The organism is Saccharopolyspora sp. NPDC000995, from assembly GCF_053599315.1.
In genome coordinates, this window is the sequence record NZ_JBSFLZ010000323.1 from 1 (window position 1) to 1,500 (window position 1,500).

General features: G+C 65.5%; 1 protein-coding gene. It reads left to right on the forward strand.

Annotation, left to right across the window (positions count from 1 at the left end; all coding sequences use genetic code 11):
* Positions 1 to 235 precede the first annotated feature (235 nt).
* Positions 236 to 643: a transposase gene (locus tag ACWDKQ_RS36105; RefSeq protein WP_450143230.1), complete on the forward strand. Its 408-nt coding sequence runs from the start codon at positions 236 to 238 to the stop codon at positions 641 to 643.
* Positions 644 to 1,500 lie beyond the last annotated feature (857 nt).

The following is a 1,500-nucleotide window of genomic DNA, read 5'->3' on the forward strand; positions in this document are numbered from 1 at the left end:
GACCCCACGTCCCACTCTCCCCGGGCCAGCGCTACCCGATCACACACCCATTCCGGCAGGCCGCCCTCCAGACACTTCTTACTGAGATCACCTCACTGAAGTGCTTCGCCATCACCCCTGGAGCCAATGGCTCGTGCAGTGCGTGGCCACGATGTCCTCTGATTACGTCCGACAGGTTGTCGCACCTTTCGGACTGTCGCTACGTGTCTGACAGCTCGCACGGCCCTTCGTCACCCTGACCAGCTCCTGCTGGAACCCGGCCACCCAGCGCGGCACCGACACGATCGTGATCACCTTCGCGACCGCCACCTGCGGGCCCTGTCCGGTCCGCGAGCAGTGCACCACCTCCTGGACCCGGCGCCGTCAGCTCACCGTGCCCCCGCGGGCCGTCCACGAGGCTCAACGCGCTGCCCGCGCCGACCAGGAAACCAAGGACTGGCAGGCCAAATACGCGCTGCGGGCCGGGGTCGAGGGCACCATCGGCCAAGGCATCGCGGTCACCGACCTGCGCCACACCCGTTACCGCGGACTGGCCAAGACCCACCTGCAACACGTGTTCTCCGCGGTCGCACTCAACCTGATCCGCCTCGATGCCTGGTGGAACGGCCATCCCCTCGACCGAAAACCCGCACCAGCCATCTGACCTGCCTCGAACTCACCCTCGCAGCATGATCAGGAATTAACCAGCAGGATCCTGGCGGGAATGGCCGCATCCGCGGCAGGATTTCGTCCACGGTCATCTCGTCAGCCGGACCAGGGTTCCTGGCCGCGCAGTTCGTCGATGCGGTTGAGGATGGTGGCGTGGCCCCGGTTCCGGGTTTCGTAGCCTTTGGTCCGGTGCGGTTCGCGCTGGGACAGACCGCAGGGTCGGGGATGCCTGCCGCGTTTGCTCGGATGATCCGCATGCAGCCCTGGGGCCCGGCCGATTGCGGCAATGACAGCTTTCCTCAGAGATGGCTCTGTCGATCTTGCTGGCGCGGCTGAGGCCCGTTCGGGGCGTTCTCCCGGACCCTCAGATGATGGCCTTCTATCGTGGTCTTGGATGCTGACCGTTCTTGGGTTGATGGACTGGCCGGTGGTGGCGGCGTGTCGCGGTCGCGCAGCGTGCGGGCGGCGCGGCGTCGAAATGATCCGGTTTGTCGAAGGTTCCGGGGCGGATGCCGCTGAGCACGCCGCGCCGGCGCTCAGACCAGGTGAATCTGCGTAGGATGTTTCATTGCCTGCGTCAGGCGTAGCTGCATGCTCGGATGGATCGGGAGATCTTTCAGGTCTTGGGTTTCCACCCAAGCGGCGTTGATCGTCTCTACGTGATCCGGACGCGGTTCACCCCGCAGCGGTGTGGCGTTGCTGGCGGACCTCGCCGCTGGAGTACACCATGATGTGCCCCGGGTCCGTGTAGAGGCCTGCTAGCCCCGTCATCCGCACATGGGCATAGGTGAGTTGATCGGCCGGGCCTGTGTCTGCCCGATCGAGGGCTCTGACAGGGTGTTCGGTCGTGGA